21 protein-coding genes are annotated in these 22,848 nt (G+C 73.8%); 14 read left to right on the top strand and 7 right to left on the bottom strand.

What is annotated here, in order from left to right:
- Positions 1-96: 96 nt before the first annotated feature.
- The 5 genes from aroH (at position 97) to der (ending at position 4,627) form a co-directional block, all read left to right on the top strand.
- The gene (aroH, locus tag ABZ385_RS28570; protein ID WP_358587739.1) at positions 97-459 is read left to right on the top strand and encodes a chorismate mutase; all 363 of its coding nucleotides are present in this window, start codon (positions 97-99) and stop codon (positions 457-459) included.
- A complete protein-coding gene (locus ABZ385_RS28565) occupies positions 456-1,541 on the top strand; it encodes a prephenate dehydrogenase (RefSeq protein WP_358913728.1) in 1,086 nt (361 codons plus the stop codon). The genes aroH and ABZ385_RS28565 overlap by 4 nt, the downstream gene beginning before the upstream one ends.
- A gap of 126 nt (positions 1,542-1,667) precedes the next feature.
- Entirely contained in the window at positions 1,668-2,363 is a 696-nt protein-coding gene (gene cmk, locus ABZ385_RS28560) for a (d)CMP kinase (protein ID WP_358586908.1), read from the top strand.
- Entirely contained in the window at positions 2,321-3,022 is a 702-nt protein-coding gene (locus ABZ385_RS28555) for a lysophospholipid acyltransferase family protein (RefSeq protein WP_358586906.1), read from the top strand. The genes cmk and ABZ385_RS28555 overlap by 43 nt, the downstream gene beginning before the upstream one ends.
- 126 nt (positions 3,023-3,148) lie before the next feature.
- Positions 3,149-4,627, top strand: coding sequence for a ribosome biogenesis GTPase Der (gene der, locus ABZ385_RS28550; RefSeq protein WP_358586904.1), 1,479 nt, complete (start codon positions 3,149-3,151; stop codon positions 4,625-4,627).
- Between the two features lie 88 nt (positions 4,628-4,715).
- On the opposite strand, the gene ABZ385_RS28545 is transcribed toward der, so the two are convergent.
- Complete coding sequence (locus ABZ385_RS28545) at positions 4,716-5,090, bottom strand: hypothetical protein (protein ID WP_358586902.1); 375 nt, start codon at positions 5,088-5,090, stop codon at positions 4,716-4,718.
- Between the two features lie 120 nt (positions 5,091-5,210).
- Positions 5,211-5,990: a hypothetical protein gene (locus ABZ385_RS28540; RefSeq protein ID WP_358586900.1), complete on the bottom strand. Its 780-nt coding sequence runs from the start codon at positions 5,988-5,990 to the stop codon at positions 5,211-5,213.
- Between the two features lie 582 nt (positions 5,991-6,572).
- Between ABZ385_RS28540 and ABZ385_RS28535 the strand changes: the two genes are divergently transcribed.
- Positions 6,573-7,103 carry a transglycosylase family protein gene (locus tag ABZ385_RS28535; RefSeq protein ID WP_358700336.1) on the top strand — a complete coding sequence of 177 codons (531 nt, stop codon included), beginning with the start codon at positions 6,573-6,575 and terminating at the stop codon, positions 7,101-7,103.
- On the opposite strand, the gene ABZ385_RS28530 is transcribed toward ABZ385_RS28535, so the two are convergent.
- Genes ABZ385_RS28530 through ABZ385_RS28520 form a run of 3 tightly spaced genes read right to left on the bottom strand, consistent with a single transcriptional unit; the run spans position 7,084 to position 10,929 of the window.
- The gene (locus ABZ385_RS28530) at positions 7,084-7,767 is read right to left on the bottom strand and encodes an ATP-binding cassette domain-containing protein (protein ID WP_358913727.1); all 684 of its coding nucleotides are present in this window, start codon (positions 7,765-7,767) and stop codon (positions 7,084-7,086) included. The genes ABZ385_RS28535 and ABZ385_RS28530 overlap by 20 nt on opposite strands.
- Positions 7,764-10,403 (bottom strand): ATP-binding cassette domain-containing protein, encoded by a 2,640-nt coding sequence (locus tag ABZ385_RS28525; protein ID WP_358913726.1) that lies wholly within the window; start codon positions 10,401-10,403, stop codon positions 7,764-7,766. Before ABZ385_RS28525 ends, ABZ385_RS28530 begins: the two co-directional genes overlap by 4 nt.
- 4 nt (positions 10,404-10,407) lie before the next feature.
- A complete protein-coding gene (locus ABZ385_RS28520; RefSeq protein ID WP_358913725.1) occupies positions 10,408-10,929 on the bottom strand; it encodes a hypothetical protein in 522 nt (173 codons plus the stop codon).
- 172 nt (positions 10,930-11,101) lie between these two features.
- Here ABZ385_RS28520 and ABZ385_RS28515 point away from each other — a divergent pair, with 172 nt between their 5' ends.
- The 6 genes from ABZ385_RS28515 to ABZ385_RS28490 all read left to right on the top strand — a co-directional run bounded on the left by ABZ385_RS28515 (position 11,102) and on the right by ABZ385_RS28490 (position 16,831).
- Positions 11,102-11,629 (top strand): hypothetical protein, encoded by a 528-nt coding sequence (locus ABZ385_RS28515; protein WP_358913724.1) that lies wholly within the window; start codon positions 11,102-11,104, stop codon positions 11,627-11,629.
- Entirely contained in the window at positions 11,604-12,899 is a 1,296-nt protein-coding gene (locus ABZ385_RS28510; protein WP_358913723.1) for an ABC transporter substrate-binding protein, read from the top strand. The genes ABZ385_RS28515 and ABZ385_RS28510 overlap by 26 nt, the downstream gene beginning before the upstream one ends.
- A 165-nt stretch (positions 12,900-13,064) precedes the next feature.
- Positions 13,065-14,327, top strand: coding sequence for a glycosyltransferase family 4 protein (locus tag ABZ385_RS28505; protein WP_358586891.1), 1,263 nt, complete (start codon positions 13,065-13,067; stop codon positions 14,325-14,327).
- Positions 14,324-15,205, top strand: a complete 882-nt coding sequence (locus tag ABZ385_RS28500) for a hypothetical protein (RefSeq protein ID WP_358586888.1) — start codon at positions 14,324-14,326, stop codon at positions 15,203-15,205. Before ABZ385_RS28505 ends, ABZ385_RS28500 begins: the two co-directional genes overlap by 4 nt.
- Positions 15,206-15,250: 45 nt before the next feature.
- Complete coding sequence (locus tag ABZ385_RS28495) at positions 15,251-16,309, top strand: YafY family protein (RefSeq protein ID WP_358586886.1); 1,059 nt, start codon at positions 15,251-15,253, stop codon at positions 16,307-16,309.
- A 306-nt stretch (positions 16,310-16,615) separates the two neighbouring features.
- On the top strand, positions 16,616-16,831 hold the full coding sequence (locus ABZ385_RS28490) for an I78 family peptidase inhibitor (protein WP_358586885.1): 216 nt from the start codon (positions 16,616-16,618) through the stop codon (positions 16,829-16,831).
- An 85-nt stretch (positions 16,832-16,916) separates the two neighbouring features.
- Here ABZ385_RS28490 and ABZ385_RS28485 read toward each other — a convergent pair whose 3' ends face one another.
- Both ABZ385_RS28485 and ABZ385_RS28480 read right to left on the bottom strand, forming a co-directional pair.
- On the bottom strand, positions 16,917-17,945 hold the full coding sequence (locus ABZ385_RS28485) for a phosphatase PAP2 family protein (RefSeq protein ID WP_358913722.1): 1,029 nt from the start codon (positions 17,943-17,945) through the stop codon (positions 16,917-16,919).
- A gap of 248 nt (positions 17,946-18,193) precedes the next feature.
- Positions 18,194-19,342: a glycosyltransferase family 39 protein gene (locus ABZ385_RS28480; RefSeq protein ID WP_358913721.1), complete on the bottom strand. Its 1,149-nt coding sequence runs from the start codon at positions 19,340-19,342 to the stop codon at positions 18,194-18,196.
- A gap of 229 nt (positions 19,343-19,571) precedes the next feature.
- Between ABZ385_RS28480 and ABZ385_RS28475 the strand changes: the two genes are divergently transcribed.
- Both ABZ385_RS28475 and ABZ385_RS28470 read left to right on the top strand, forming a co-directional pair.
- Positions 19,572-21,197: an MFS transporter gene (locus ABZ385_RS28475; protein WP_358913720.1), complete on the top strand. Its 1,626-nt coding sequence runs from the start codon at positions 19,572-19,574 to the stop codon at positions 21,195-21,197.
- Between the two features lie 426 nt (positions 21,198-21,623).
- Positions 21,624-22,820, top strand: coding sequence for an acyl-CoA dehydrogenase family protein (locus ABZ385_RS28470; protein WP_358913719.1), 1,197 nt, complete (start codon positions 21,624-21,626; stop codon positions 22,818-22,820).
- Positions 22,821-22,848: the final 28 nt, after the last annotated feature.

Below are 22,848 nucleotides of genomic sequence, written 5' to 3'. Positions count from 1 at the left end.
GCCCGTCTCGGCAGACGGGCGCCGCGCGCTCCCGCCCGGGGCGCTGACTACGCTTGCCGTACAACAGTCATACGTACGCGAGCGAGGAGCAGCACTGTGGCGGTACGAGCGGTCCGGGGCGCCGTCCAACTGGACAAGGACGAGGCCGGGCACATGGGGGAGCGGGTCAGCGCGCTGCTCACCGCCATCCTCGAGCGCAACGGACTGACCGGGGACGACCTGATCAGCATCTGGTTCACGGCCACACCCGATCTGCACTCCGACTTCCCGGCGGCCGCCGCCCGCGGCCTCGGCATCGTCGACGTACCGCTGATCTGCGCCCAGGAACTGGACATCGAGGGCGCCATGCCCCGCGTCGTCCGCGTCCTCGCGCACATCGAGACCGACCGCCCCCGCGCCGAGATCGCGCACGTCTACCTCGGCGCCGCCGCAGCCCTCCGCAAGGACATCGCCCAGTGAGAACCGCCCTCGTCATCGGCACCGGCCTGATCGGCACCTCCGCCGCCCTGGCCCTCGCCTCCCGCGGCGTCGCCGTCCACCTCGCCGACCACGACCCGGCGCAGGCCCGCACCGCCGCCGCGCTCGGCGCAGGCAGCGACGAAGCCCCCGAGGGACCTGTCGACCTGTGCGTCGTCGCCGTGCCGCCCGCGCACGTCGCCGCCACCCTCGCCGACGCCATGCGGCGCGGCGCCGCCCGGGCCTACCTCGACGTCGCGAGCGTCAAGGGCGGCCCCCGCCGCGAGCTGGAGGCGCTCGGCCTCGACCTCGCCCCGTACATCGGCACGCACCCCATGTCCGGACGCGAGCGCAGCGGCCCGCTCGCCGCCACCGCCGACCTCTTCGAGGGGCGGCCCTGGGTGCTCACCCCGACCCGCGACACCGAGACCGAGGTGCTCAACCTCGCCCTGGAGCTGGTCGCGCTCTGCCGGGCCGTCCCCGTCGTCATGGACGCCGACGCCCACGACCGCGCGGTCGCCCTCGTCTCCCACATGCCGCACCTGGTCTCCAGCATGGTCGCGGCCCGCCTGGAGAACGCCGACGAGACGGCGGTACGGCTGTGCGGCCAGGGCATCCGCGACGTCACCCGGATCGCCGCATCCGACCCGCGGATGTGGATCGACATCCTCTCCGCCAACCCCGGCCCGGTCGCCGACCTGCTGGCCCAGGTCGCCGATGACCTTGAGGAGACCGTGACGGCGCTGCGCGCCCTGCAGTCCGCCGACCAGGACAAGCGGACCGAGGGCGCGGCGGGCGTCGAGGCCATGCTGCGGCGCGGCAACGCCGGGCAGACCCGGGTGCCGGGCAAGCACGGGTCGGCCCCGGCGGCGTACGAGATCGTCGCCGTGCTCATCGACGACCAGCCCGGCCAGCTCGCCCGCATCTTCGCCGACGCGGACCGCGCCGGCGTCAACATCGAGGACGTCCGCATCGAACACGCGACCGGCCGGCAGGCGGGCCTGATCCAGCTCATGGTCGAGCCGAAGGCGGCGCCCGTGCTCGGCGCGGCCCTGCGCGAGCGGGGCTGGTCGATCCGGCGGTAGGCGGGCCCGGCGGGGCGGGCCGCCGAAGGGGCTGTCGGGGCAGGGTGCGCGAGCCAGTAACCTTGTGCGGGGCGTGCGCACGCCCCGCCACCCCGCTCCGAGTACTGCGAAAGGTGCCCGCCCCCCGTGGAAACCGCAGCAACCGCCTCCCCGGCAGCCGTGATCGTCGCCATCGACGGTCCCTCCGGCACGGGCAAGTCGAGCACCTCGAAGGCCGTCGCCGCCCAGCTCGGTCTCAGCTACCTGGACACCGGTGCCCAGTACCGGGCGATCACCTGGTGGATGGTGCACCACGGCATCGACCTCACCGACCCGAGCGCGATCGCCGCCGTCGCGGGCAAGCCCGAGATCCTCTCCGGCACCGACCCGCTCGCCCCGACCATCACGGTGGACGGCACGGACGTGGCGGGCCCCATCCGCACCACCGACGTCACCTCCAAGGTCAGCGCGGTCAGCGCCGTCCCCGAGGTGCGCACCCGGATCACCGAGCTGCAGCGCTCCATCGCCGCCTCGGCCGAGAAGGGCATCGTCGTCGAGGGCCGGGACATCGGCACCACCGTGCTGCCCGGCGCCGACCTGAAGATCTTCCTCACCGCCTCTCCCGAGGCGCGCGCCGCCCGCCGCTCCGGCGAGCTGAAGGGCGCCGACGTCAAGGCGACCCGGGAAGCCCTGATCAAGCGGGACGCGGCCGACTCCAGCCGCAAGACGTCCCCGCTGGCCAAGGCCGACGACGCCGTCGAGGTCGACACCACCGAGCTCACGCTCCAGCAGGTCATCGAGTGCGTCGTCACCCTCGTCGAGGAGAAGCGGGCCGCCAAGTGACCCAAGGTGCTGCCGAGCGGGGCGCCGGCGAGCGCGGTGCGGAGGTCGGCCGCCGAATCGGCGTCGGCCTCATGTACGGCCTGTTCAAGCCGCGCGTACTGGGCTCCTGGCGGGTCCCGGTCCACGGCCCCGTGATCCTGGCCGTCAACCACGCGCACAACGTGGACGGCCCTATGGTCATGGGCGTCGCGCCCCGGCCGACGCACTTCCTGGTCAAGAAGGAGGCGTTCGTCGGCCCGCTCGGCCCCTTCCTGGACGCCATCGGCCAGGTCAAGGTCGACCGCGCCGTGGCCGACCGGACCGCCATCACCCGGGCCCTCGGCGTCCTGGAGCACGGCGGCGTCCTCGGGATCTTCCCCGAGGGCACCCGGGGCGAGGGCGACTTCGCGTCGCTGCGCGCCGGACTCGCGTACTTCGCCGTCCGCTCCGGCGCCCCGATCGTCCCGGTCGCGGTCCTCGGCAGCACCGACCGGCCCGGCCGGCTGATAAAGCAGCTGCCGCCGCTGCGCAGCCGGGTCGACGTCGTCTTCGGCGACCCGTTCCAGGCGGGCGAGAGCGGCGGGCGGCGCACGCGCAAGGCGCTGGACGAGGCGACCGTGCGCATCCAGGAGCGGCTCTCCGCCCACCTGGAAAACGCCAGGCGCCTGACCGGGCGCTGAGCGAGACTTAACAGGTCGAGCCTTCACGGGGTCGGGCCTTATCCGGACGAGACTTATCAAGTAGTGCCCCGGCCCGCACAGGACCGGCGCACCGATCACCACGATGAACGACGAGGTACGGACTTCATGAGCGACCAGACCCAGCCCGAGGGCGACGGCTTCGCCGACCACGACCACGGGGCGCTCGGCGACGCCGAGTACGCGCAGTTCATGGAGCTGGCCGCCGAGGAGGGCTTCGACGTCGAGGACGTCGAGGGCGCCCTGGAGGAGGCGGGCCACGGCCCGCTCCCCGTCCTCGCCGTCATCGGCCGCCCCAATGTCGGCAAGTCGACCCTGGTGAACCGCATCATCGGCCGCCGCGAGGCCGTCGTGGAGGACCGCCCCGGCGTCACCCGCGACCGCGTCACCTACGAGGCCGAGTGGGCGGGCCGCCGCTTCAAGCTGGTCGACACCGGCGGCTGGGAGCAGGACGTGCTCGGCATCGACGCGTCGGTCGCCGCCCAGGCGGAGTACGCCATCGAGGCCGCGGACGCCGTGGTCTTCGTGGTCGACGCCACGGTCGGCGCCACCGACACCGACGAGGCGGTCGTACGCCTGCTCCGCAAGGCCGGCAAGCCCGTCGTCCTGTGCGCCAACAAGGTCGACGGCCCCTCCGGCGAGGCCGACGCCACCGCCCTGTGGGCGCTCGGCCTCGGCGAGCCGCACCCCGTCTCCGCGCTGCACGGCCGCGGCACCGGCGACATGCTGGACGCCGTCCTGGAGGCGCTGCCCGAGGCGCCCGAGCAGACCTTCGGCACGGCCATCGGCGGCCCCCGCCGCATCGCGCTCATCGGCCGCCCGAACGTCGGCAAGTCCTCGCTGCTCAACAAGGTGGCGAACGAGGACCGCGTGGTCGTCAACGAAATGGCGGGCACCACCCGCGACCCGGTGGACGAGCTGATCGAGCTGGGCGGCATCACCTGGAAGTTCGTGGACACGGCGGGCATCCGCAAGCGCGTCCACCTCCAGCAGGGCGCCGACTACTACGCCTCGCTGCGCACCGCCGCCGCCGTGGAGAAGGCGGAGGTCGCGGTGATCCTCATCGACGCCTCCGAGACCATCTCCGTCCAGGACCAGCGCATCGTGACGATGGCCGTCGAGGCGGGCCGCGCGATCGTCGTCGCGTACAACAAGTGGGACACCCTGGACGAGGAGCGCCGCTACTACCTGGAGCGGGAGATCGAGACCGAGCTGGCCCAGGTCGCCTGGGCGCCGCGGGTCAACGTCTCGGCGGCCACCGGCCGGCACATGGAGAAGCTCGTCCCGGCGATCGAGGCGGCTCTCGCGGGCTGGGAGACGCGCGTGCCGACGGGCCGGCTGAACGCGTTCCTCGGCGAGATCGTCGCCTCCCACCCGCACCCGGTCCGGGGCGGCAAGCAGCCCCGCATCCTCTTCGGCACCCAGGCGGGCACGAAGCCGCCGCGCTTCGTCTTCTTCGCGTCGGGCTTCATCGAGGCGGGCTACCGCCGCTTCCTGGAGCGCAGGCTGCGCGAGGAGTTCGGCTTCGAGGGCACGCCGATCCACATCTCGGTGCGGGTGCGCGAGAAGCGCGGCCGCAAGAAGTAGGCGCCGCTCCGGCGAGTACGCGAATGCCCGGCTCCCCCTTTTCGGGGGGCCGGGCATTTCGCTTGCTCGGCGTGCGGCGCCGGGGTGCTCAGTACTCGCGGCGCGGCGCCGGTGGCAGGGCCGCGAGGAACGAGTGGTGGCCGGTGGACTGGTGGTCCTGCTGGCCGTAGCGCGCCATGTGCAGCTGGCCGAAGGAGTTCTGGCGCGGGTCGTGCCGGGCGTCGAACCGTCCGTCGCCGCGGTGCTGCGTGCCGTACGGCCCGGTGCCGAAGGCGGTGAACCCCAGATTCTCCTCGCCGCTGCGGTCGCCCGGCAGGGTCCTGAAGGCCCTGCGGTACTCCGAGTACAGCGTGTCGTAGATCGGTGTGGCCGAGCGCTCGCCCGTCGGGTCCTGCGCCGAGCGCATGGACGGGATCGGGTTCTGGTACGTCGGCCGGTGGCGGGAGGGGTCGTATGTGTGCACGTCTGTGCCAACGAAATCGTGGGCCTACGGATGCGGGGGCCACGCCGCTTTCCGGGGACCGGTCAGTAGTGTGACCGGCGCGTTCGCGGCTCGGGGCGGCGCGCGGGCAGCCGTTTTCCGTCAGGTTCCGGCGAGCGGCATCGTGCAGGCGACGAGCCGCCCCTGGGCCGCCGTCCGGTCCAGGGCCTCCCGCAGCAGGTCCTCGCGCGGCTGCCGGCCGATGGAGCCCGCGGGCGCGGCGAAGAGCAGCACGCTCTGCGTCTTGTTCGCCGCGGCCCGCCAGGCCTCGGTGACGTGCAGCGGCTGGTGGGCCTGCCACCAGGCGACGGGGGCGCCGCCGCCGGTGCCGGGCTGCAGGACGGCGTGCAGCTGGCCCATGGCGAGCAGCACCGACCAGCCGTGCAGCACGGGCGGCACGCCGTCGAGGGAGGGGGTGGGCAGGAAGCCCTGCTCGATCAGGAGCGGCAGGAACTCGTCGCCGTCGTCGGGGGCGGCGCCCGGGCGGGCGATGGGGCCGGTGGGTTCGACGACGAGCGCGGGGCGCAGCTCGCCCTCGATCAGGACCAGGCCGCTGGTCACGCCGAGCACGGCCTGGCTGGGCTCCTCGCCGGGCCCTTCGGCGTTCTCGCCGGTGATGGACCGCACGGCGCCCTGGAGCTGCTCCTCGGAGACCGTGACGATCTGGGAGGGCAGGCAGGTGGCGTGGGCGAAGGCGAGCACGGCGGTCTCGTCGCCGACGAACAGGACCGTGCTGGTGCGTTCCTGCTCGGAGTCGCCCGGGGTGCGGCAGGACGTGCAGTCGTAACTGCCCGGGGCGTTGTCTCCGGCGAGCAGCCGGTCGGCTTCTTCGTCGCCGATCTCGGCGCGTACGTCGTCGCTGACGTCGAGCATGCGCGGCACGGGGTGGCTCCTCGGGATCGGCACATGGGTGCTTCGGGTGATGTCCGGCGGGCCGGGTGATGTCCCGGCTCATGAGAAGACAACGGTGGATCAGCGGCGCAGGTCACGGATGGACGCGAACGGAATCGAACCACCGGCGGGGGAAGGCGATTCGGACGCGGAAAGCAACCGCCGGGCACCAAAAGCCTTTCAGAACAAGGTAGTTGAGCCGACGAGGCGAGGCGCGGGTCGGTGATCCCGCTGGCCGATAAATACGGATATCAGGCAATGAGGGGAAGGGTGGGGGAGGGTGGGGATGGCCGAGAGGCGGCTGAGGTTGGCTGAAAGACGCCGATACGTCTGGTGACGCGCGGGCGCCGCCCCGGCGCGATCGGCCGCCCCGGCCCGCCCGCCGCCCACCGCCCGCCCCGGAGAGGGAGCCGCCGTCCGGGTGGGCTCGCGGGGGTGCGGCGGCGCGGCACGCGCCGGAGCCGCGGCGGGGCTGCCTAGCGTGGCCCGATGCATCTGACGCATTTTGGGCATCTGACGCATTTCCGTCATACGGGGCGTCCGAGGCCGACGCACACTCTGAGGTCTCTGGCCGTGGTCGTGGGCGTGGCCCTGGCCGCGGTGGCGCTGCCGTCGGCCGCCGCGTCCGCGGCTCCGTCACCGCCGCGGAACGTTCTGGTCAAGGCGTACGAATGCCCCGTGAGCAAGGGCCGGTGGAACTGCCTCGCCGAGTGCGAGAGCAACGGGCGGTGGAACGCGAACACCGGCAACGGCTTCTACGGAGGGCTCCAGTTCTGGCAGCCGACCTGGGAGGAGCACGGCGGACTCAAGTACGCGCCGCGCGCCGACCTGGCGACCAAGGAAGAGCAGATCATGGTCGCCGAGAAGGTGCTGCGCACCCAGGGGTGGAAGGCCTGGCCCACCTGCTCCAAGAAGGTGCGGATCGAACGGTTCCACGGGCGGGCGCACGTGGTGGCCTCCGGTGAGACGCTGAGTTCGATCGCCCGCCGGTACGCCGTCGTGGGCGGCTGGCAGGCCTTGTACCGGGCCAACCGAGTCGTCGTGGGAGCCAACCCCGACCGGCTCGGCGTCGGCACGAAGCTCGTCATTCCCGGGCGGTCCTGAACTCCGCCGCTTCCGCGCTGAACACCACCGCGCCCCGGCGCACCTCATGGACCACCACGGTCACAACCGCCCGTCTCGCGCGTTCGCGCAAGGCGGGCGGCAGTCGTTGTTCGGCGACGACCACACAGGCGCCCCGGGTGCAGAGATCGGCCAGGAGCGCGTACGTGCGCGCCGTGACGGACGGCGCCATGCCCTGCGTCGGTTCGTCCACGAGGACCACCGGGGCCCCTGAGAGCAGGGCCCGGGACAGGGCCAGCATGCGCTGCTCGCCGCCCGACAGGGTGCCCGCGCGGCGGGGGAGCAGGGGGCCCAGCTCCGGGTAGGCGCTCAGGGCGCGGCCGAAGTCGCCGCCGGGGCGGGCCCGTTCCAGGTTCTCCGCGACGGTGAGGGAGGGGAACACCGCCTGGCGGTCCGGTACGAAGCACAGGCCTCGCGCGGCCCGCTCATGGGCGGGCCGGCGGGTGATGTCCCGGCCGTCGAGGAGGACGGCTCCCGAGGTGAGGGGGAGCGTGCCGGCCAGGGCACGCAGAGCGGTGGTGCGTCCGGAGCCGTTGCGGCCCACAAGGACGGTGAGGGCGGCGGCGGGCGCGGCCAGGCAGACGCCGCGCAGGGCCTCCAGGGGGCCGTGGCGCACGCGGGCGTCACGCAGTTCGATGCCTTTCACGCGGTATGCCCCTCCGTCAGGCGGGCAGCGGGACCCGAAGCGGTGATGCGGCCCGCCGTCAGCACGTGCACGGTGTCGGCGAGGTCCGCCACCAGGTCGAGGTCGTGCTCGACCACGAGGAGCGCCATGCCGTCGGCCGCGAGGGCGCGCAGCAGGAGGGCGAGCGCGGCGACCTCGGCCCCGTCCAGGCCCGCCGCCGGTTCGTCCAGGAGAAGGGTGTGCGGGGCGCCCGCGAGGGCCCGCGCCAGTTCCGTGCGGCGCAGGGCGCCGGTGGACAGGGCGGCGGCGGGATGGTCGCGCAGGTCCGTCAGGTCCAGCAGGCGCAGGGCGTGTGCGGCGGCCCGGTCGGTCCCGGCGCGGCCCTGTTCGGCGCCGACCAGGACGTTCTCGGCGACCGTCAGCGAAGGGAAGACCGCCGGTTGCTGGCAGGTGCGGGCCACGCCGAGACGGGCCCGGGCAGGGGCCGGGAGCCGCGTGATGTCCCGGGCGCCGAGGGTGATCCGCCCGCTGTCGGGACATAGGGCGCCGGCGAGACAGTGGAAGAGGGTGCTCTTGCCGGCGCCATTGGGCCCGACGACCGCGGTGATCCGGCCTCGGGGGACGTGGAGACTGACGTCGTCGAGAGCGGCGAAGCCCTGATAGGCGACGCCGAGACGCCGAACCCTGAGGGACACGTCACCGGGCACATTGACGGCCCGCGTGCGCCCGTGCCGGGGCGGCTTCGCGGGGCGGGGCCTCGGGGCTTGCCCGATGGGTCGCGGAGGTCCTTGGCGGGTGGCGGCGCCGCGAGCGGGAGCGAGGGTTTCGCGGACCGAGGCGCCCAGGGGAGTCAGGCGGACCCGGGGACGCAGGCGCGGCAGGAGCGTACGGAGGGCCTCGTAGGGCCCGCCGGGAAAGCGGCCGACCAGGACCGCGAGGACGCCGATCACCGCCGCGGCCACTCCGCCCCGCGCCCCCGCGTCCAGACCTACCAGCAGCGCCGCGCCCACCAGCGCGCCGAGCACGCTGTCGGAGCCGAGGACCACCACCGCCGCGAACCACAGCAGTCCCCGCACGGGGTCGTACGCCCCGGAGTCGAACGCCCGCTGCCCCATCGCCAGCATGCCGCCGCCCAGCGCGGCCAGCGCCGCCCCGGTCACGAACGCCGTGAGCTTCAGGGCGGGCACGGGCACCCCGGCGGCCGCCGCCCCCGCCTCGTGATCGCGCATCGCCGCCAGCGCGCGGCCGGCGCGGCCCCGGCGCAACGCGGTGACCAGGAGCAGCGCCCCGGCGAGGAGGGCGAGTTCCAGGACGTAGTACGCGCGGTCGCCGCCGAACCCGGCAGGGCGGTCCGGCGCCGGCCCCGAGGTGGCGTACGGCTGGGTGAAGACGAAGCGGCTGACGCCCACGCCGACCGCGAACGTCGCGAGGGCGAGCGCCAGGCCGTGCCGGCTGATCGCGGGCCACCCGGTGAGCAGGCCGAGCGGTGCGACGAGGAGGACGGCGGCGAACAGCGCCACCAGGTGCGGCAGCGCGGGCAGACCGGGGAAGCGGCCCGCCGCGAGAAGGGCGGTGAACAGGGCGCCGAGCCCCGCGTACGCGGCCTGCCCGAGGGAGATCTGGCCGCCGCGGCCCGTGACGATCACGAGGGACAGCAGGATCACCGCGAGCGCGGGGACCTGGACGGAGGTCGTCAGGTCCGGGCCGGCGAAGCCGAGGGGGAGGAGAAAGAGGACCGCCGCCACGATCCAGGCGCCCGGCGGGGTCGGCACCCGGGCCGTCGCCGTGCGGGCCAGCGCGTCCCGGGAGCCGATGCCCGGCATGATCAGCGCCGCGACCAGCAGGGCGATGACGAAGAGGTTCGCGCCGGCGGTCTGGAGGAGCTGCTCCAGCGGCCCCGAGGGGTGCAGCCGCGTCAGCTGGCTCTGGGCCACCCCGAGGCCGAGCGCCACCGCGACGGCGACGGGCAGGCTGCGCATCCCGGCCGCCACGGCGACCGCAACCACCTCCATCACCAGCAGCGGCATGCCGTACGGGTCAAGACGTACGTAGGGCGCGAGGAGTACGCCGGTCAGGCCCGCGGTGAAGGAGCCGAACGCCCAGCCGGCCGCCGCCACCCGGTCCGCGTCGACGCCGAAGAGCACGGCGAGCCCGCGGTTGTCGACGACGGCCCGGAGTTCGCCGCCGAGGCGGGTCCACCGGGTGACCGCCCCCACGGCGGCGGCGAGCGCCACAGCCGCCCCCAGCGGGACCCACGGGTCGGCGGACAGGAGGGTGGGCGCATCGTCGCGGGCGCCCGGACCCCACACGAGGGCCGCCCCGCCGACGAGGAGCACGAAGACGCCGATCGAGGCCACCAGCGTCTGCGCGGGATCGCCGCCGAGGACCGCCAGGGGGCGGAAGACGGCGCGGTCCAGGAGCAGGCCGATGCCGGGCGCCACCAGGAGCAGGGTGACGGCGGCGGCCAGCGGCAGCGGCCAGTGCCAGTCGGCGGTGAGCTGGCGCAGCAGGTAGGCGCAGACCATGGCGATCGCGCCGTGCGCGAAGTTGAGGACTCCCGTCGCGCGGTGGGTGACGATCAGGCCGATGCCGGTGAGGGCGGCGGCGCCGCCGACCGAGAGCCCGGCCAGGGTGAGGTCATAGCTCAGGGACGCCATCGGCTCAGCGCTCCGGGGCGGGCGCGGCGGGGTCCGGCGGCTCGCAGATCGGGCAGGGGGCGAAGGTACCCGGCGCCGGGGCCGCGGGGTCGACGGGCAGCACCCCGGGTCTGTCCGCGACGAGGGGGCAGTCGGCGCGGTGCCACAGCGTGCCGCCCGGCACGGCGCACAGTTCCTCACTCGTCGCCAGGGGCGCGGGATCGCGTACGGGCATGTCGGCGGGGTCCGCCGCCACCAGCAGGCCGTACAACTCCTCGACCCGCGCCGCCGCGAGGGCGCTCTCGCCGTGGGTGAGCAGCACGGCGCCCGCGATGATCAGGGCGGCGCCCGGCACCGTGCACGAGGCGAGATAGGGCAGCTGCCGCTCGGCGAAGCGCTCCCCGGAGACGCCGTACCAGCCCAGTACGCACAGCACCGCGCCGCCGGCGAGCGCCGCGCAGGCCGCCCACAGGACGGCCCGCGCGGCGCCCGGCCGGGCCGGGCCGGGCGCGTCTGCCGGTCGAGCCGTCCGAGCTGTCCGAGCCATCTGAGCCGTCCGAGCCGCCCGCATCGAGGCCCCCCTGGGACACGTCGTCGGTCACGCCAGTGGTGTCAATGGTCTGTCCATGTCAGCCGATGGCTTGCACTATGCCCTCTGGAAGCTGACGCGGAAAGCTCCGGGCCCGGGCGGCCCGGACCGACACCCGGTGGTGAGCCAGATGGTGCGGGCAAGAGTGCGCGGCGCGGCGCTGGCGGCCGCCGCGGTCATCCTGATCGTCCCGACCGCTGTGGCCTGCGGCGACGACAGCGGGGGCGGGGACGGCGGCACCCCGCCCGAGCCGTCGGTGGAGAAGTCCTCGCAGCCCGCCGGGGGCGGCGCCGAGCCCGCCGACCCGGCGGCCGCGGAGGCGGAGGTGCGGGAGAACTGGGAGAAGTTCTTCGACCCCGAGGTCTCGCTGAAGGACAAGGAAGCCGTCCTGGAGAACGGCTCCAAGTTGCGCGGCGTCCTCGAGGGCTTCAGCGGCGACGAGCGCGGCGAGCAGGTCGCGGCGGAGGTGGGGAAGGTCGCGTTCACCTCGGCCGAGGAGGCCGACGTCACCTACGCGCTGACCTTGAAGGGCGCCACCGCGCTGCCCGACGCCGCCGGCACGGCCGTCCACCAGGACGACACCTGGAAGGTGTCCGTCAAGACCCTCTGCGCGCTGGTGAAGCTGAGCGGGAATGCGTCGCCCGGTCCGGGCTGCTGAGGCGCTGCTGGCCGTCGCGCTCGTGCTGGCGGGCGCGGCCTGCGGGTCCCGGCTGCCCGAGGGCGACTTCGAGCGGCGCGGCAGGGCCACCGCGCCCGCCGACCGGGCACCGATCGAGGTCGGCGTCATCACCAGCGCGACCAGCCCGGTCGGCGGCGACGCGTTCACCGGGCCGCGCGACGGCGCCAAGGCCTACTTCGACCGGCTGAACGCCCGCGGCGGCATCGGGGGCCGCCCGGTGCAGGTGCGCACCTGCGACGACGGCGGCAGCGGCGTCGGCAACAACGACTGCGTGCGCGAGCTGGTGGAGGAGCACGAGGTCGTCGCGCTCGTGGCCACCGCCTCGCTGGACTACGCGGGCGCCGCGCGGGTCTCGCGGGCCGGCGTGCCCGACATCGGCGGCCAGCCGATCGGCGCCGCGTACGAGACGTATCCGCACCTGTACGGGATCTACGGCAGCCTCGCCCCGCGCGACGGTGAACCGGGCTGGGACGGCATGCTCTACGGCGGCACCGAGGTCTACCGCTACTTCAAGCGCGAGCAGGGGGCGCGCACGGCCGCCGTCGTCTCCTACAACCAGGCCGCCTCCGCCGCGTACGCCCGGCTCGTCACCCGGGGCCTGCGGGCGGAGGGCTACGAGGTGGTCACCGAACAGGTCGACTTCGCCCTGCCGAACTTCCGCGCGGCGGCCGCCGATCTGAAGGAGCGGGGCGTCGACCTGGTCTTCGACGCGATGGACACGCACGGCAACGCCCGGCTCTGCGAGGCGATGGACGACGTGGGGGCCGAGGTCACCGCGAAGGTCACCAACGTACAGAACTGGACCTCGACCGTCGGCGACGACTACAAGAACGCGCCGCGCTGCCGCAACGCCCTGTGGGCCACCGGGTCGAGCAGGAACTACGAGGACAGCGCGCACCCGGCCGTCCGCGAGTTCCGTGCCGCCCTGCGGGGCGAGGCGCTCTCCCAGTGGCATCTGGAGGGCTGGGCCGCCGCCCGGTGGTTCACGGACGCCGCGACGTCCTGCCTGCGGGCGGCGGGCGGCGCCGTCACGCGCGGCTGCGTGGACCGGTTCATGAACTGCGGAAAGCCGTACTCGGCGCACGGCCTGCTGGTCCCCGTGACCTTCGAGCGGCGGACGCGGCCGCCCCGGCACCGCACGGCGTGCGTGTCGGTCGCCCGCTGGCGGGACGGGAAGGGCTGGGTCACCCAGGGCAAGGACATGAACGACAACTGCTTCGACGTCCCGCAGCTCGCCTACCGGCCCTGACGTGCGCGTCCACCGCGCAGGTCGCCCCGGTCCACCGGGCGGGCGCCCAGCTTTTCCGAAACAGGATGGTATTGGCACCCAACCTTTGGCCAGGAATGACCGTCTAACCCTGTGGTAGGCGGGCGAGGGGGGCTGTCCGCACGGAAACACGGGATACGGGGACGCATGCACATTTCCTTCCTGATACACAACGCGTACGGGATAGGAGGGACGATCCGGACGACGTACAACCTGGCCAACACGCTGGCCCAGCAGCACGACGTGGAGATCGTCTCCGTGTTCCGTCACCGCGACGAGCCGGTGTTCGCGCCTGACCCGCGCGTGCGCCTGAGCCACCTCGTGGACACGCGCAAGGACAGCCCGGGCTACGAGGGCGAGGACCCCGACCATCTGCGCCCCGCCCGGACGTTCCCCAGCGCCGAGGGCCGCTACGCCCAGTACAGCGCGCTCACCGACCGGCGCATCGCCGCGCACCTCACCGCGCTGGACGCCGACGTCGTCGTCGGCACCCGCCCCGGGCTGAACGTGCACATCGCCCGACAGGCCGCGCGCGGCCCCCTGCGCGTCGGCCAGGAGCACCTCACGCTGGACAGCCACTCCAAGGAGCTGCGCCGGCAGCTGCGCAGCGTCTACCCCCGCCTCGACGTCCTGACCACGACGACCGAGGCCGACGCCCGCGCCTACACGCAGAAGATGCGGCTGCCCGGCGTCCATGTGCAGGCCGTGCCCAACCCCGTGCCCCCGCCCGGCATCGAGCCCGCCGACGGCTCCCACAAGTGGGTCGTCGCCGCCGGCCGGCTCGCCCCCGTCAAGCGGTACGACCTGCTGATCAGGGCCTTCGACCGGGTGCGCCGCGAGCGCCCCGACTGGCGCCTGCGGATCTACGGCGGCGGCAAGCAGAAGGAGAAGCTGCGCGCCCTGATCGAGGAACTCGGCCTCTACAACCACGTCTTCCTCATGGGCCCCGCCCACCCCATCGAGCCCGAGTGGGCCAAGGGCTCCATCGCCGCCGTCACCTCCAGCCTGGAGTCCTTCGGCATGACGATCGTCGAGGCGATGCGCTGCGGCCTGCCCGTCGTCGCCACCGACTGCCCGCACGGCCCGGGCGAGATCATCGACAACGGTGTCGACGGACGCCTCGTGGAGGTCGGCAACCCCGACGCCATCGCGGGCGGCCTGCTCGAACTGATCAACGACGACGCGCTCCGCCGGCGCATGGCGGGCGCCGCGCTCCAGGACTCCGAGCGCTTCGACCCGGTCCGCATCGCCGAGCGCTACGACGCGATGTTCACCGGGATGATCACCCGGGGCAGCTCGTTCGGGGGCCGGATGCGCGGTTCCCTGCACCGTACGCGCGGCGCGCTGCTCGGGGGCGCGTACGCGCTGCGGGACCTCGGACGCGTACAGACGAAGGGATCGACCGCATGACGTCCTTGGCCACCTCGCGCCCCGCGTCCCCCGCCGGGGACGACCAGGAGGCGTCCACCGCGCCGCGCGCCGACTGCGTCGCCGACTCCGCCGGGGGCCTCACCTTCGACGTCACGGAACCGGCGGGGACCGGCACTCGGGACACGGTCCACCTGCTGCTGCGCCTGCGCGACCGCGACGACGAGGTCCGGCTTCCGCTCTCCCCGTCGGCCGACGGCCGGCTGCGGGCCGCGCTGCCCAGCACCGTCGACCTCGCCGAAGGGCGCTGGAACGCCTACGCGCAGATCGCGGGCGGCGAGCCGCGCCGCCTGCTGCCGGGCGTGAACGACCTGCGCTCGCTCGTGGACCGCGCGCCCAGCGGCAGCCGCGGCCGTGTCGCGGTGCGCATCCCGTACGCGACGAAGCAGGGCAACCTTTCAGTGCGCAGCTGGCACCGGGCCCCGCACGCCGAGGCCGGTGAGATCGAGATCGACGACGCGGGCCTGACCGTGCGCGGACGGCTCTACGGCACCACGGCGAGTGACGCCGTCTACGCCGAGGCCGTCAAGCGCGACGACCCCGGCCTCGTCCAGCGGGCCGAAGTGACCGCGACGGGCCCCGAGTTCACCTTCGCGCTCCGCCACGACCCGTTCGCGGACAGCGGGCCGGGGCCCTGGGACCTGTGGATCCACCCCACGGGCGAGAGCGGACCGCGGGTGCGCCTGGCCCGGCTCCTCGACGACGTCGCCGACAAGAAGACGATCTTCACCTACCCCGTCGTGCGCCGCGAGAGCGCGCACGGGCCGGTCGAGACGGGCCCGTACTACACCAACGACAACGACCTGGCCGTCCGCGTCCGCGCCGTCCGGTCCGGGGAGGACTCCGCCGAGGAGAGCTGACATCGCGGACCGCGGCTGTCCTGAACCCGGGGCACAATCGCGTCCATGTTGGAGACCTCGGCACGACTGCTCCGCCTGCTCTCCCTGCTGCAGGCCCACCGCGAATGGTCCGGCGCCGACCTCGCCGACCGGCTCGGCGTCACCGCGCGCACGGTCCGCCGGGACGTCGACCGGCTGCGCGAGCTGGGCTACCCCGTGCACGCCAGCCCCGGCACCGGGGGCGGCTACCAGCTCGGCGCGGGCGCCGAGCTGCCGCCGCTGCTCCTGGACGACGACGAGGCGGTCGCGGTCGCCGTCGGCCTGCGCACCGCCGCCGGGCAGGGCATCGAGGGCATCGGCGAGACCTCGGTCAGGGCGCTCACCAAGCTGGAACAGGTGCTGCCGAGCAGGCTGCGCCGCCGGGTGGGCGCCCTGAACGCCTTCACCGTGCCGATGCTGCGCGCTCCGCGGGCCCAGGGCGTGGACGCCGCCGTCCTGACCGAGCTGGCGGGGGTCTGCCGGGACGCGGAGCGGCTGCGCTTCGACTACCGCGACCACACGGGCGCCTCGAGCCGCCGCACCGTCGAGCCGCACCGCCTGGTGTGCACCGAGAGCCGCTGGTACCTCGTGGCGTGGGACCTGGAGCGCGCGGACTGGCGCACGTTCCGCGTGGACCGCCTCACGCCGAGACCGCCGCACGGGCCGCGCTGCGCACCGCGCACCCCGCCGGCCGACGACCTGGCCGCGTACGTCGCCAAGGGCGTCTCCACGCGCGCGTACGCCGCGCGGGCCGTGGTGCGCCTCCTCGTGCCGCTGGAGGAGGCCGCCCGGCGGATCTCACCGGCCGACGGCACCCTGGAGGCCGAGACCGAGCGGAGCTGCCTGCTGCGCACGGGGGCGGCGAGCCTGGACGTGATGGTCTTCCACGTGATGTTCATGGGGCTGGAGTTCGAGGTCGTGGAACCCGCCGAACTCACCGAGCGGATCAGGAACTTCACGGGCCTCCTGAGCCGGGCCCTGGACCGGGGCGCCCGGTCCGCGGACCCTCGGGAGGCCGGCCCGGGTCCGACGCCGGGAGCGCCGCGTACCGGGGCCGGCACATCGGCCGCCGTGCCGGAATCATGAATTCCCTATGCGCCGTCAGCGCCCTGGCGCGGGCCAGGACTCCGAAATGCGGAGAGTTCGTCAAGAGCGCCCGGCGCTATTCGGGACGTGCTATTCAAGGCGGCGGCACGGAGTCCTTCACGGCGTCGGGAAGAGGTCCGCGAATTACCCCGACAGAGGGACGGAACCCCCCATACGTGTGACGGAGTTCGGCCGAAACACGCGTCGTGATCCTGTGACGAAAGCGTGACCGGAGAGGGATCAGTGACGCATGGTGTGCGGCCCCGGCCTTCCCCGGCGCCCCCCTGCCCGCCTAACGTGGCGGCCATGGCACCCATCCCCACCCCACCCGCAGAGCCCGAGGACAGCCCGGAGAGTTACGTGGGCCTGGCGGCCGAAGCCGCCGAGCGGCAGGCGCGCGAGCGCGGCTGGTCCACCGTCAGGACGCTGCCGCCGGGGGCGTTCACCACCATGGAGTACCTCACGGGGCGCCTCAACTTCGAGGTCGAGCAAGGCGTCGTCAAGCGGTCCTGGAAGGGCTGACGACGAAGGCCCCGGTTCCTCGACGGAACCGGGGCCTTCGCGGCGCGGGGGGCGGTTCGTGCGTACCGGGCCCCGCCGCCGGTGGTCAGCCGCCCGTCACCGGACGGGCGGACGTGGCGCCGCGCGGCACCCGGTCGGAGTGCGGCGGGCGGCGGCTGCCGGCCGGGGTGACCGGCGTGCGCTCGGAGCGGGCCGTGTGCGGGCCCGGCGCGAGGTAGGCGGGCGGGCGCGCGGTGCGCGCGGCGCCGACCGGCTCACGCGCCGGCGCGGGCTCCTCCACGGCCAGGCGCTGCGGCACCATCGCGGGGGTCCCGACGGGGGTGTCGGCGGGCTCCGGCAGGGACACGGCACCGGCGCGGCGGGTGCGCCAGGCCTCGCGGACCTGGAAGATCACGGCCTCCACCCGGGCGATCAGCGTCTCGAACCAGGGCAGCGCGAGCAGGATGAGCAGGCCCGCCGCCCAGCCGAGGAAGACATCGCTCAGCCAGTGCGTACCGAGGTAGACGGTGGTGAGGCCGACGCTCAGGGAGACCACGGCCGACAGGGCCGACAGATAGCGCCGGGTGCGGGGCGTGGAGGCCAGATAGGCCAGGATTCCCCAGGTCACCACGGCGTTGGCGGTGTGACCGGAGGGGAATATATCCCCGCCGAGCCACATCTCGTTGGAGCCGATCGCGGTGGCGTAGTGCGGACCGAGGCGGCCCATGCCCAGCTTGGCGGCGCCCACGGTCACGTTGAGCAGGAGCAGGGCGGCACCGAACATCAGCAGCGGCCGCAGCGTGTGCTGGCGCCAGGAGCGCCAGCCGAGCCAGGCCGCGACCATGACGGCGGTCGGGCCGCGCTGGCCGAGGACGACCCAGTAGTCGAGGAAGGCGTGGATCTCCGGCCACTGCTGGTAGGGCCGGAAGAACATGACCTGCCAGTCGAAGCGCACCAGCCACGAGGTGGTCAGCACGGCGACGACGATGGCCAGGTAGAACGCCAGGGTCGCGCTGAAGAGCACGACCCGGTGCCGGCTCATCCTCGGGACATCGAGGTGGGACGGTCGTTCCGGCTCACGGTCCAGCCGGGCGAAGACCCGGTCAAGACGGGTGAGGTTTCGTTCGGTACGCACCCAATCGACGTTACAGCGAGTGAGTCTGGCACTAGGCCGATTCAGTGGCTTTGTGATGACGATGTGATGTGGGATTGATCTCAGGCCGAGGTTTATTCCGGGGAAATCCCTATTGGGCTGTCTCCGCCTTACGTAATTCGTTGATCGTTTTCGATGGCGTTTTATGGCGCTTATGAATTTGTTCACCGGGAGCTGGCGTGGAATTTTCCGTCCGCTCACCACGGGCCCCGAAAACGATCATGACGGGATCACGGCGGCCCCGAGCCGTGCAGCCAGAACGCCCCGTACACCGCGCTCAGCACCGCGACCGAGGTGAGGATCAGCGCCGACCTGGAGGCGCGCAGCCGGGCCAGCGCCACCGCGACCGGCAGCAGCAGCGGGAAGGCGGGCAGCAGAAGGCGCGGCTTCGAGCCGAAGTAGCCCGCCGCGCACAGCGCGAGCGCCACGACGATCCCGCCGTAGACGAGCAGCGGAAGCGGCTGCCCCCGGCGGACGCCGAGGACGTACAGCCAGATCACCAGCGCCACTCCGACGAGGAGCCCGACACCCGCGAGGGCGCCGGGCACGGAGGTGAACTTCTCCCCGATGAAACGCGCGAAGGCATAACCGAAGTCGAAACCGTTGCCCCAGCCGGCCTGCACGTCGAGATAGCCGAAGAGGCCGCCGCCGGTGCGCCGGCCCACCCACAGCACATAGCCGGCGGCGCCCAGCGGGGCGAGGAGCACGCCGAGGACCACGCGCGCCTCGACGCGCCGCTCCCGGCGGACGCGCACGGCCGCCGCCACCCAGAGCGCGGCGACCACGGCCGCGCCCACCGGCCGGGTCAGCCCGGCGAAGGAGGCGAGCACGCCCGCCCACAGCCACCGCTCCGTGAGCACCGCGTACAGCGACCAGGCGGCCAGCGCCGTGAACAAGGACTCGCTGTACGCCATCGACTGCACGACACCGACCGGGAGCACCGCCCACAGCGCGACCGCGCAGACCCCGGCCCGGCGCCCGTACACGTGCTCGGCGACCGCGAAGATCCCCGCGGCGGCGAAGAGCGAGGCGGTCCAGCTCACCGCCAGGCCGGCGTCGGCGTACGACAGAGGACCGACCGCCGAGACGAGCCGCTCCAGCCAGGGCAGGAGCGGGAAGAAGGCGAGGTTCGAGTGGACGCTGCCGTCCGGGAGCGTGACCTGCCAGCCGTAGCCGTGCTCGGCGACCCGGGTGTACCAGAGCGAGTCCCAGCGCGCCGACAGCAGCGTGTGCGGGCTCCTGCCCGCGACCGCCCCCCACACCGCGAGCACCGCGAGACCCAGCGCGCGCACCCCCGCGTACACCAGGAGCGCGGGCGCGGCGCGGCGCAGCACGGGGCCCGCCGGGGACGGCGGAAGACGTTGATCAAGAGCGGTCACGGGCTCGATTATCGGCCGTCGCAGGAACCGCGCGCCCACCCGGTGCGTGGTCCCGGACGGCAAGGGTGGCGCACGCCACACGGCATCCGCACAACCATGAGAGGTCCGCCACGCGCCCCCGGCGTGAACTCGCGTACTCTGACGGCTCACTCGCCCTGTCCGCGCCGCCGGAGCCGCCAGTCCCCATCCCGCAGGCCGCCGACGCGAGCGATCACTGGGAGGTACGCACATGTCCGGGACGACCACGGCCGCAGCACCGCAGGGCCGTCGGGGATCCGGGGCCGGTGCCGGGGCCAACCGCTGGCTCGTGCTCGTCGTCCTCTGCGTCAGCCTGCTGCTGGTCGCCGTCGACGCCACCGTCCTGCACGTCGCCGTGCCCGCCGTCACCGAGGACCTGACCCCCGGCGCCATCGAACTGCTGTGGATCGTCGACATCTATCCACTGGTCTGCGCCTCGCTCCTCATCCTCTTCGGCACCCTGGGCGACCGCGTCGGCCGCAGACGCGTCCTCCTCCTCGGCTACGCCCTCTTCGGCGTCGCCTCCGCGGTCGCGGCCCTCGCCGACAGCGCGCAGGTCCTGATCGCCGCCCGGGCGCTGCTCGGCGTCGGCGGCGCGATGATCATGCCGGCGACGCTGTCGATCCTGCGCCAGGTCTTCCCCGACCGGCGCGAGCGGGCGCTCGCCATCGGCGTCTGGAGCGCGGTGGCCGCCGTCGGCGCGGCCGTCGGGCCGCTGCTCGGCGGGTTCCTCCTGGAGCACTTCTGGTGGGGCTCGGTCTTCCTCATCAACATCCCGCTGATGCTGGTCAGCCTGCCGATCGGGCGTCTGCTGCTGCCCGAGTCGACCGGCGAGCGCGACGGGCCGTGGGACGTGGTCGGGGCACTGATGGCCGCGGGCGGGCTCTTCGGGCTGGTGCTCGGCGTGAAGCGGCTCGGCGGCGGCCAGTCGCCGCTCGGCGCCACCACCCTCGTCGCCCTCGCCGTGGGCGCCGCGCTGCTCGTCGGCTTCGTGCGCAGGCAGCGGCGGCGTACGAAGCCACTGGTCGATCTGTCGATGTTCGCGCGCCCCGCGTTCAGCACGTCGGTCGGCTGCATCGTGCTCGCCATGCTCGCCCTCGTGGGCCTCGAACTGATCGCCGCGCAGTATCTGCAGCTGGTGCTCGGCCTGTCCCCGCTGGAGACCGGGCTGCGCCTGCTGCCGCTCACCGTCGCCGCGATGGCCGCCGGCCTCGGCGGATCGAAGCTGCTGCACCGCTTCGGGCCGCGCCGCATGGTCTGCGCGGGCTTCTGCCTGACCGCGGCCGCCGTGGTGGTGCTGACCGGCATGGGCGGCCACGCCGACGACGGCCTGCTGCTCTCCGGCTTCGTCCTGCTCGGCTTCGGCCTGGAGACCACGCTCTTCGGCGCGTACGAATCGATGCTGAACGAGGCCCCGCAGTCCGAGGCCGGCGGGGCCGCGGCGATCGGCGAGACCTCCTACCAGCTGGGCGCGGGCATGGGGATCGCCCTGCTCGGCACGGTCATGAACGCGGCGTACGCGCCGGGACTGTCCTCGGTGCGGGGCGTGCCGGCGGCGGACGGCGCGGCGGCGAGCCACTCGCTGGGCGAGGCGTACGAGGTCGCCGCGCGGCTCGGCGGGCCGGCGGGGGACGCCCTGCGGGCCGCCGCGCGCGACTCCTTCGTGCACGGACTGCATGTGACGCTGCTGGTCAGCGCGGGGTTGCTGCTGCTCGGGGCGCTCGCGGCGCTGAGGCTGCCGCGGGACATGGAGTGCGGGGCGCCGGCGGCGCGGGCCGAGCGGCCCATTCCGGCGCCCCGGGACCCGGCGGGGGTCGGGGCGGACGCCCGGCGCTGAGGTGCGGGGCCTTCGGCCGGTGGGGTTCGACGGGTCTGGACGTGCGGGGATTCCGGTGCCCGGGGGTCCGGCGGGGGTCGGGGTGGGCTCCCGGCGTTGAGACGGGCCGCCTTCGGTCGGTGGGGCTCGACGGGTCTGGACGTGCGGGGATTCCGGCGCCCGGGGGTCCGGCGCGGGTCGGGGTGGGCTCCCGGCGTGGAGACGTGCCGCCTTCGGCCGGTGGCGCGGTCCGGCGGGTCTGGACGTGCGGGGATTCCGGCGCCCGGGAGTCCGGCGCGGGGCGGGGTGGGCTCCCGGCGTGGAGACGTGCCGCCTTCGGCCGGTGGTCGCGGTCCGGCGGGTCTGGACGTGCGGGAGAGTGCGTCGTAACGTCGGCGCCAGCCGTAGTTGACTACCACTGCTAGTTTTGTGCCGCCGGAGGCCCGCATGTCCGCAAGCGCCCGCTCCCCTCTGCCGCCCTTCGACCCCAGCGACCCCCTCGGCATCGACGACCTCCTCGACCCGGAGGACCTCGCGGTCCGGGACACCGTCCGCTCCTGGGCGGCCGACCGGGTCCTGCCGCACATCGCCGAGTGGTACGAGCGGGGCGAGCTGCCCGGCATCCGCGAGCTGGCGTGCGAGCTCGGCTCCCTCGGGGCGCTCGGCATGTCGCTGGAGGGCTACGGCTGCGCGGGCGCGAGCGCCGTCCAGTACGGGCTCGCCTGCCTGGAGCTGGAGGCCGCGGACTCCGGCATCCGCTCACTGGTCTCCGTGCAGGGCTCCCTCGCCATGTACGCCCTCCACCGCTTCGGCTCCGAGGAGCAGAAGCAGCGCTGGCTGCCCGGCATGGCCGCGGGCGAGATCATCGGCTGCTTCGGCCTGACCGAGCCCGACCACGGCTCCGACCCGGCCTCGATGCGGACGTACGCGAAGCGGGACGGCACCGACTGGCTGCTCAGCGGCCGCAAGATGTGGATCACGAACGGTTCCGTGGCGGGCGTCGCCGTGGTCTGGGCGCAGACCGAGGAGGGGATCAGGGGCTTCGTCGTGCCGACCGACACGGCCGGCTTCTCGGCACCCGAGATCAAGCACAAGTGGTCGCTGCGCGCGAGCGTCACCAGTGAGCTGGTGATGGACGAGGTGCGGCTGCCCGCCGACGCGGTCCTGCCGGAGGTCGTCGGCCTCAAGGGCCCGCTGAGCTGTCTGTCCCACGCCCGCTACGGCATCGTCTGGGGTGCGATGGGCGCCGCCCGCTCGTCGTTCGAGGCGGCGGTGGAGTACGCGCGGACCCGCGAGCAGTTCGGCCGGCCCATCGGCGGCTTCCAGCTCACCCAGGCCAAGCTCGCCGACATGGCGGTCGAACTGCACAAGGGCATCCTGCTCGCCCACCACCTCGGACGGCGCCTGGACGCGGGCAGGCTCCGTCCCGAGCAGGTCAGTTTCGGAAAGCTCAACAACGTACGGGAGGCGATCGAGATCTGCCGCACGTCCAGGACGATCCTGGGCGCCAACGGGATCTCGCTGGAGTACCCGGTCATGCGGCACGCGACGAACCTCGAATCGGTGCTCACCTACGAGGGCACCGTCGAGATGCATCAGCTGGTGCTGGGCAAGGCGCTCACCGGTCTCGACGCCTTCCGGTGACCCCGGCAGGGGCCGGTGAGCGGCCTTG

The organism is Streptomyces sp. NPDC005898 (genome assembly GCF_040629635.1).
Taxonomy (GTDB): domain Bacteria; phylum Actinomycetota; class Actinomycetes; order Streptomycetales; family Streptomycetaceae; genus Streptomyces.
Note: the sequence above shows the minus strand (reverse complement) of the source record. Positions and strands in the feature narration are given on the sequence as shown.

What these genes read in the sequence shown, in the direction of transcription:
- der (WP_358586904.1), top strand. Translation starts at nt 3,149, where the DNA reads ATGAGCGACCAGACCCAGCCCGAGGGCGACGGCTTCGCCGACCACGAC.
- ABZ385_RS28525 (WP_358913726.1), bottom strand. Translation starts at nt 10,403, where the DNA reads ATGGCGTCCCTGAGCTATGACCTCACCCTGGCCGGGCTCTCGGTCGGC.
- ABZ385_RS28520 (WP_358913725.1), bottom strand. Translation starts at nt 10,929, where the DNA reads ATGGCTCGGACAGCTCGGACGGCTCGACCGGCAGACGCGCCCGGCCCG.
- ABZ385_RS28515 (WP_358913724.1), top strand. Translation starts at nt 11,102, where the DNA reads ATGGTGCGGGCAAGAGTGCGCGGCGCGGCGCTGGCGGCCGCCGCGGTC.
- ABZ385_RS28510 (WP_358913723.1), top strand. Translation starts at nt 11,604, where the DNA reads ATGCGTCGCCCGGTCCGGGCTGCTGAGGCGCTGCTGGCCGTCGCGCTC.
- ABZ385_RS28505 (WP_358586891.1), top strand. Translation starts at nt 13,065, where the DNA reads ATGCACATTTCCTTCCTGATACACAACGCGTACGGGATAGGAGGGACG.
- ABZ385_RS28500 (WP_358586888.1), top strand. Translation starts at nt 14,324, where the DNA reads ATGACGTCCTTGGCCACCTCGCGCCCCGCGTCCCCCGCCGGGGACGAC.
- ABZ385_RS28495 (WP_358586886.1), top strand. Translation starts at nt 15,251, where the DNA reads ATGTTGGAGACCTCGGCACGACTGCTCCGCCTGCTCTCCCTGCTGCAG.
- ABZ385_RS28490 (WP_358586885.1), top strand. Translation starts at nt 16,616, where the DNA reads ATGGCACCCATCCCCACCCCACCCGCAGAGCCCGAGGACAGCCCGGAG.
- ABZ385_RS28475 (WP_358913720.1), top strand. Translation starts at nt 19,572, where the DNA reads ATGTCCGGGACGACCACGGCCGCAGCACCGCAGGGCCGTCGGGGATCC.
- ABZ385_RS28470 (WP_358913719.1), top strand. Translation starts at nt 21,624, where the DNA reads ATGTCCGCAAGCGCCCGCTCCCCTCTGCCGCCCTTCGACCCCAGCGAC.